This is a genomic window from Pseudostreptobacillus sp. (assembly GCF_977040545.1).
Map to the genome: position 1 here is coordinate 1 of NZ_CDRRBS010000048.1, position 8,446 is coordinate 8,446.

Here is an 8,446-nt window from a genome sequence, read left to right on the forward strand (position 1 = left end):
AAGGATTTAAAAGAATTGTTAGAAAATCCAATTACAATGTTAATATAAGGAGGAAAAATGGCATTAGAAATTATTATGCCCAAAGCTGGGATAGATATGACTGAGGGTGAAATTGTTGAATGGAAAAAGAAAGTAGGAGAACCTGTTAAACAAGGTGAAATACTTTTAGAAATAATGACAGATAAAACAAATATGGAACTTGAAGCAGAAGAAGATGGATATTTAATAGCTATATTAAAAGAAGCAGGAGAAACAGTTCCTGTAACTGAAGTTATAGGTTATTTAGGAGCAGAAGGTGAAAAGGCACCAACAGGTGGAGTAAGTGAAACAAAATCAGAAGAAGCACCTAAAGTAGAAGAAGAACCTAAAGAAGTTAAAGAAACTCCAAAACCTAAAAAGAGTGATTCAGCTTATGATGTAGTAGTTATAGGGGGAGGACCTGCTGGGTATGTAGCGGCGATAAAAGCAGCTCAAGTAGGAGGAAAAGTAGCTATAGTAGAAAAATCTGAATTAGGTGGAACATGCTTAAATAGAGGATGTATTCCAACTAAAGCATATTTACATAATGCAGAAATTATAGAAGGTGTTAAACATGCTGCTGGACGTGGAATAATGATAGAAAATCCTAATTTTACAGTAGATATGGATAAAGTTTTAGGAATGAAATCAAAAGTTGTTAAAAAACTTGTTGGTGGAGTAGGAGCTTTATTAAAGAGCAACGGAGTAGATGTATTTAAAGGTGTAGGAACAATAACTAAAGATAAAAATGTATTAGTTAATGGAGAAAAACTTGTTGAAACTGATAAGATAATATTTGCTGGAGGATCAAAAGTAAGTAGAATTAATATACCAGGAATGGATTCTAAACTTGTTATGACAAGTGATGATATATTAGAATTAAATGAAGTACCAGAAACATTAGCAGTAATTGGAGGAGGAGTTGTTGGAGTAGAACTTGGGCAAGCATTCTCTACATTTGGTTCAAAAGTTACAGTTGTTGAAATGATGGATAGAATAGTACCAGGAATGGATGCTGAAGTTTCAAATACTTTAAGAACAGCTCTTGAGAAAAAAGGTATGACTATAATGACATCAACTAAACTTCAAGAAATAGTTGAAAAAGATGGTAAATTACATATTAAATTAGAAGGTAAAGAAGACTTAGTTGTTGATAGAGCTCTACTTTCAATAGGACGTGTACCAGATCTTGAAGGTATAGGTGAAGTTGAATTTGAACTTGAAAGAGGAAGAATTAAAGTTGATGAATTTATGGAAACTTCAGTTAAAGGAATATATGCACCTGGAGATATAAATGGAACTAAGATGTTGGCTCATGCTGCATTTAGAATGGGAGAAGTTGCGGCTGAAAATGCTGTTAATGGTAATCATCATGTTGCAAAACTTGATTTAACACCAGCTGCTATATATACTATGCCAGAAGTTGCTATGGTTGGATTAACCGAAGAACAAGCTAGAGAAAAATATGATATTTCAGTAGGTAAATTCAGTTTTGCTGCAAATGGACGTGCTATAGCTAGTGATGAAGACTTTGGATTTATTAAAGTTATTGCTGATAAAAAATATGGAGAAATATTAGGAGTACACATAATAGGACCAGCAGCTGCTGAAATAATAAATGAAGCTTCTTCAATAATGGAAATGGAAATAACAGTTGAAGAAATGTTAAAAACTATACATGGGCATCCTACATATTCAGAAGTAATGTATGAAGCATTTGCTGATGTACTAGGACTTGCAGTACATGCACCTAAGAAAAAATAAATTTTACACAAAAAGTGCATTTAACTTAATAGGTTAGATGCACTTTTTTAATGAAGTTATACTTTAGATGAAATACTTTTAAATTCGGTATAAATTAATATTATTACTAATATAAAGGACATTAAATCACATATAGGAGTTGCATATATAATACCATCTAAATTCAATATATTTGGAAGAATAATTAAAAGTGGTAATAAAAAAAGAATTTGTTTTGTAAAAGCTATTAGAGCTCCTTTAAATGCTTTTCCTATTGCTGGGAAGAATGTTGAACCACAAGTTTGTACTCCATTTAAAAAAGTAAATGCCATATATATATGTATATATTTAATTGCAAAATCAAAATATAGTTTATCTCCACTACCAAATAAAGAAACTATTTGTTTTGGGAATATTTGAAAAATTAAAAAACATAAAGTAGATAGTATACTTGCAAGAATAAATAAAAATTTTGATGTTTCTATAACTCTTTCATATTTTTTAGCTCCATAGTTATATCCAAGTATAGGTTGTGCTCCTTGTACTAATCCTATAATAACAGCTATAAATATTATATTAATTTTCATTACGATTCCTGACACTGCTATAGGTATATTGCTGCCGTATATAGATGTTTCTCCATAATATTTTAATAAATTGTTTGTTATAATTTGTATTAACATATTAGATGATTGAAATATGAAAGATGACATACCGAAAGACAAAATTTGTTTAACAAGTATAGGTTTAGGTAATATATCTTTAACAATAAGATTAATATTTTTTGAATTTTTAAAATAGAAAAGTAATGTTAAAGCAGATATAATTTGAGATATAACTGTTGCGATAGCAGCACCTTCTATTCCCATGTTAAATATAAAAATAAATATTGGGTCAAGTATAGTATTAGTTAAAGCTCCTAATATAATTGCAAACATTGAATATTTTGAAGACCCATCTGCTCTAACTAAAGGATTTATTCCAACTGCAATTAAGAAAAATGGTAATCCAAGTGAAGTTATTGCACTATATTTCATTGCATATTCTAATATTTCATTTGTTGCACCAAAAAGTATCATTAAAGGTTTAAGGAACATTATTATCATTATACATAATACAATACCTGTTATAATTAATGTTCCAATAGCACTTCCTACTATTTCTTCAGCTTTTTTTCTATTTCCTTTACCTAATTCTATATTAAAATTTGATGCTCCTCCAACACCTATCATAAGTCCTATTGCAAGAGATATTGTTGTTAAGGGAAATGAAATACTTGTTGCAGCATTTCCTAAATAACCAACACCTTGTCCTATAAATATTTGATCAATTATATTATATAATGCGTTTACTATATTTGCTATTATTGCAGGTATAGCCATAGATAATAGTAATTTGGGGATTGATTCATATCCCATTTTGTTATTTATATTCATAAATCCTCCTGTCTTAATTATTATATCTTAAAATTAAAAAAAAATAAAGAAATCAAAAATTCATAAAATACATAAATTTATATTGTTTCACATTATCTTTTCTTTTGTTGATGAATATAAAAAAACGTGATAATATCAGTTGACAAACCTTAATAAAATAGAAATAGAAAAAATATTATAAAAAATTTTTGTTAGATTACTATTTTCTTTTTTACATAATAATAGATATTAATGAAAATATAAAGGCAACAAGAGAAAAACTTACTATTTTAGATATAATAACTAGAGAATAAAGTTAGTTAAAAAGAATAATAACTAATAAATTTATTTTAAATTAAGATATATATGCACAAGATAGGAGAATAGAAATGTTAGTAAGTGAAAAAATAAGAGAAGAAAGAATAAATTTAGTAATAAGTAATTTAGATTATGCGATAAAAGACGAAAAAGAATCATTGGAATATGTCTTAAAAAAATTGGGAGATCCTTTAATATGTATAAGTTTTATTGGTAAGATATATTTATATGGTGCTTCAAAAAATTTACTTTTTGAAAAAGACTTAGAAAAGTTTAAACAAGATATGTATATATATGGGAAACTATGTATAATGAGTAGAGATTCAAGAAGATTACTAAGCGGTGGTGGAATTATAGAATTTTGTGAAATGTTAATGTCTAATAATAAAGAAATAATAGATTTTTTAATTAGAAATTTTGATATAGTAGCTTATGAAAGTAAAAAAGATGAATATATTAAATCAGAATCAGATAGATTTTTAGCAAGAACTATATTACTAGCACTAAAAGGAGACTGGGAGGATGTAATAAGAAGATCAGATATATATTTAAATAATCCATCAAAATCTTCATATCATAAATATATATATTTAGAGTTTGAATTTTTAAAAGCATTAGCATTAAAAGATAGTATAAAGATGAAAGAATCAATAGAAAAAATGCTTGAAAAAAAGGTAGCTAAAAAGATGTTAAATGATATGAGTACAGCATTTGATTTTTATTTACATATATTTGTAATAATGTATGCAAAGATAGCGATGTATCATGGAATAGATTTAGGGATAGATCATGAAATAGCACCAAAAGAATTGATAGATATAACACCAGCTAAAGAATATTATGAACCTTATGATTTTATGAAAAAGTTTAATTTAAATACAATAACAAAAGAAGAATGGTTAGATTGGATATATGAATATCATTATGATGTAGAAAGATTAGAGAAAGGAATAAGTATAGGACGTTTTGTTTAATTAAGAGAAAATATTAAAAGTAAATAGAGGTGAAAAATGTTAGTTAATGATAAAGTGAAAGAAGAAAGAATAAATTTAGTAATAAGTAATTTAGATTATGCGATAAAAGACGAAAAAGAATCATTGGAATATGTCTTAAAAAAAATGGGAAATCCTTTAATATGTATGAAATTTATTGGTGATATATATTTATATAGTGCTTCAAAAAATTTACTTTTTGAAAAAGATTTGGAAAAATTTAAACAAGATATGTATATATATGGAAAACTATGGATTATGGGTAGTGATTCTAGAGGTATACTTAGAGGGAATGTTATAGATTTAAGTGAAATATTAATGTCCAATAATAAAGAGATAATAGATTTCTTTATTAGAAACTTTGATTTAGTAGCTTATGAAAGAAAAAAAGATGAATATATTAAATCAGAATCAGATAAATTTTTAGCAAGAACTATATTACTAGCACTAAAAGGAGAATGGGAATCTGTAATAAGAAGATCAGATATATATTTAAATAATCCATCAAAATCTTCATATCATAAATATATATATTTAGAGTTTGAATTTTTAAAAGCATTAGCATTAAAAGATAGATTAAAGATGAAAGAAACAATAGAAAAAATGCTTGAAAAAAAGGTAGCTAAAAAGATGTTAAATGATATGAGTACAGCATTTGATTTTTATTTACATATATTTGTAATAATGTATGCAAAGATAGCGATGTATCATGGAATAGATTTAGGAATAGATCATAAAATAGCACCAAAAGAATTGATAGATATAACACCAGCAAAAGAATATTATGAACCTTATGATTTTATGAAAAAATTTAATTTAAATACAATAACAAAAGAAGAATGGTTAGATTGGATATATGAATATCATTATGATGTAAAAGAACTAGAGGAAGAAATAAAAATGGGATTATATATCTAAAACAGAAAGGCTATTATGAGAAAATTAATAATACTAATACTTATTCCTTTTATTTTACAAGCTACAGAAATAGATAAGATAATATATAATGGGAAAGAAGGAAGCTCGGATGTAAGTTTGAATAGTGATCTAAAAAGTGGAGAAAACTTAGATATATCAAAAATTGATGAATTGGTCTCTAACTTTAAATACGTTAAAAATAATAATATAGAGATTAAAATAGAACCATCCAATATAGAAGATAAATCAAATATAGTAATAACTAATAAAAAGACAAATCCCTTTAAATTATCATTATCATTTGATAATTATGGAGAAAACAGTGAAGAAGGGAAATATAGATATAATATTTCTACAGGTCTTGAAGGATTAATTTTAAATGAAAAATTAGATATCACATATACTTTTGTAAGACCTATACAACCAAATAGAAAAGAAAGTAAAAATATAGATGAGTTGCTTCCTGGAGAAGAAATAGAAGAAGTGAAGGATAAAAGAAAAGCAAGAAGAAATGAAAACTTAAATATTAATTTATCTTTTCCAATAAAAAATAATAAGATATATTTAATATATTCAAATTCAAAATATTTAAAAAGTATACTAACGGAAAATGACAATATATATGATATATATGGGGTGTCTGATAAATATGAGATAAAGATAGATAAAAAGCTGAATAAAGAGATAAATTTAATTACTTCGTATTCGTATATAGATAAAAAATCATATGTAGAAGATGTATTAAGTTCAAGAGATGAGATACATAATATATCTATAGGATTAAATAGTAAGATAAAAGAAGATCATAAACTATTATTAAGAATGGATAATAAGGTGGCAAACCAAAAATATATTCCATCACTAACTATAGATTATGAATATAAAGATATATTTAATATGATAAATACTATAGAAAATAGAGAATTAAATACAATATTAAATTTAAAGTTAAAATACAAAAATATTTATTCAAATATAGGATTTGATACAAACTATAAATCATTTACACCTAAAGTAACTTTAGGATTAAACTTTGATATATCAAAATTAAATGTAGATATGTCTTTAGAGTACAATAAAATATTTAAAATATTGTTTGCTTTAAAGTTAGATGTAGTAAAATAAAAGGAGTGAAAATAGAAAAAGAAACTTTTCTAAATTCACTCCTTTTTTAAGAATTTTAACTTTTAATATTCTATTTTTGCTAGATTATAATTTACTTTCAAAAGTTCCTAATTCCTTATCTATTACAGTAGAAATTACCATAGCACCATTTACATTAATCATAGTTCTTCCCATATCTATTATTGAATCTATAGGTAGTATTAAAGCTACTGGAGCAAATGGTAATCCCATACCACCTAGAACTACTGTTGTTGCTATATATGCTGTACCAGGAACACCAGCCATTCCAAAAGAACCTAATACAATTACTACAATTAGAGATAATAAAAATACAGGTGTTATAGGTGTTCCTTGCATATTTGCAACCATTACGGCAACAACTGCTGGGAATGCTCCAGCACAGGCATTCATTCCTATTGTAGTTCCTAAAGTTGCTGTAAAGTTTGCTGTACCTGTACTTACTCCAACACCATTTTCTAAAGTTTCAATAGTTAGTGGAAGAGTTCCTAAACTTGATGTAGTTGAGAAAGCTAATAATAAAGCTGGTAAAGTTTTTTTATAGTATTTTATAGGATTTATAGCATGTATTATTAAATTTATTGTTTGCATTATGAATACAAAGATTAATGAAATAACCATAACTAAGATATATAGTAATAAATTTTTAAATACATTTATTCCGTATGAAGCAGTTAAATCAAACATTAATGCTGCCACACCATAAGGAATTATTTTGATAATAGTAATTGTTACACTAGTCATAACTTCAAATAAAGAAGCTGATAAATCTTTTAAAGGTTTAATTTTTTCTGGATTTTTATCTCCAACTCTATTAGTTGCAAATCCCATAAATCCAGAGAATATAACTAGCCCTACAACACTTGTTTCTGTTAAGGCTTTAAAAATATTTGATGGAATAAATGAAACTATAACATCTACTATACCTTTATATTCTCCTTTTCCAGTCCAAGCTTCTACTCCTTCAGGTAAAAACATACCTTTCCCTAATCCAAGTGATAGAGCGATTATAAGACCTATTATAGCAGAGATTGCTACAGTTATTGTATAGTAAGCAACAGATTTAGTAGATAGTTCTTTTAGTTTATTTTTACTCTTAGAGTTTATTATTGAGTTATAAACAGAAATACCAACTAATGGTAATACTATCATTTTTAATAGGCTACTGAATCCTGTACCTACTAATGAAACAGCTGCTGAAACAATACTTAAGGCTTTTTCTGATCCTTCAATAGGTAAAATTCCAAGTGTACTTTTGAATATAATACCTATAATCATTCCTAATACTGTTGATATGATTATTCTTGTTGAAAATTTAAATTTCTTTTTTAAATTAATATTAATATGAATTAAAAGACCTAATATAGCTATTAATATAACTATCCATAGTATTGAAAATAATTCTACTGACATTTAATGTACCTCCTAATTTTTGTTTTTTAGTAAATCGTTATAATATTTTATTCTTTTGCTTAATCTATTTAAACTAGTTTCTAATTGTTTCTTTTGTTTTAATATTTCATCATATTGTTCGTGTAATAATTTAAGTCTTTGCGGATAGGTAGAATCTCCCTGTAAATAAAGATTTAAATAGTCTATCATAGTTTTTATGGGAAGTCCAGATTTTCGTAAACAGGTAACGTGTTGTATCCAATTTATTTCTTCTTCTCCATAGTTTCTAAGACCACTTTTAGTTCTAGGAACTGGAGGTATAACCCCGACTTTTTCGTAATATCTTAATGTGTCTTGAGAAATATTAAGCATATTACTTACTTCTTTGATAGTCATAGCTTACTCCTTTCAAGTTCATTAAGTTATAATAACACATGGAGTTGACTCTAAGTCAAGGTTTGAAATTAAAAAATTAGAAAATAAGTCTATTTTGATATTAAAATAAAA

Annotated in this window: 7 protein-coding genes; 4 read left to right on the top strand and 3 right to left on the bottom strand. The window is 26.2% G+C overall.

Going from position 1 to position 8,446, the window contains the following annotated elements; translation table 11 throughout:
* The first annotated feature begins 57 nt into the window (after positions 1–57).
* Positions 58–1,782: a dihydrolipoyl dehydrogenase gene (gene lpdA / locus ACWYO2_RS03540; protein ID WP_455515121.1), complete on the top strand. Its 1,725-nt coding sequence runs from the start codon at positions 58–60 to the stop codon at positions 1,780–1,782.
* Positions 1,783–1,838: 56 nt separating this feature from the next.
* Here lpdA and ACWYO2_RS03545 read toward each other — a convergent pair whose 3' ends face one another.
* The gene (locus ACWYO2_RS03545) at positions 1,839–3,197 is read right to left on the bottom strand and encodes an MATE family efflux transporter (RefSeq protein WP_455515122.1); all 1,359 of its coding nucleotides are present in this window, start codon (positions 3,195–3,197) and stop codon (positions 1,839–1,841) included.
* Between the two features lie 368 nt (positions 3,198–3,565).
* Here ACWYO2_RS03545 and ACWYO2_RS03550 point away from each other — a divergent pair, with 368 nt between their 5' ends.
* The 3 genes from ACWYO2_RS03550 to ACWYO2_RS03560 are packed head-to-tail and all read left to right on the top strand — an operon-like array spanning position 3,566 to position 6,529.
* Positions 3,566–4,468 (top strand): Imm49 family immunity protein, encoded by a 903-nt coding sequence (locus ACWYO2_RS03550; RefSeq protein WP_455515123.1) that lies wholly within the window; start codon positions 3,566–3,568, stop codon positions 4,466–4,468.
* Between the two features lie 36 nt (positions 4,469–4,504).
* Positions 4,505–5,404: an Imm49 family immunity protein gene (locus ACWYO2_RS03555; RefSeq protein WP_455515124.1), complete on the top strand. Its 900-nt coding sequence runs from the start codon at positions 4,505–4,507 to the stop codon at positions 5,402–5,404.
* Positions 5,405–5,419: 15 nt separating this feature from the next.
* Entirely contained in the window at positions 5,420–6,529 is a 1,110-nt protein-coding gene (locus ACWYO2_RS03560) for a ShlB/FhaC/HecB family hemolysin secretion/activation protein (RefSeq protein ID WP_455515125.1), read from the top strand.
* An 84-nt stretch (positions 6,530–6,613) separates the two neighbouring features.
* Here ACWYO2_RS03560 and ACWYO2_RS03565 read toward each other — a convergent pair whose 3' ends face one another.
* Positions 6,614–7,960: a cation:dicarboxylate symporter family transporter gene (locus ACWYO2_RS03565; RefSeq protein WP_455515126.1), complete on the bottom strand. Its 1,347-nt coding sequence runs from the start codon at positions 7,958–7,960 to the stop codon at positions 6,614–6,616.
* Positions 7,961–7,972: 12 nt separating this feature from the next.
* Positions 7,973–8,335, bottom strand: coding sequence for a MerR family transcriptional regulator (locus tag ACWYO2_RS03570; RefSeq protein WP_455515127.1), 363 nt, complete (start codon positions 8,333–8,335; stop codon positions 7,973–7,975).
* Between the last annotated feature and the right edge of the window lie 111 nt (positions 8,336–8,446).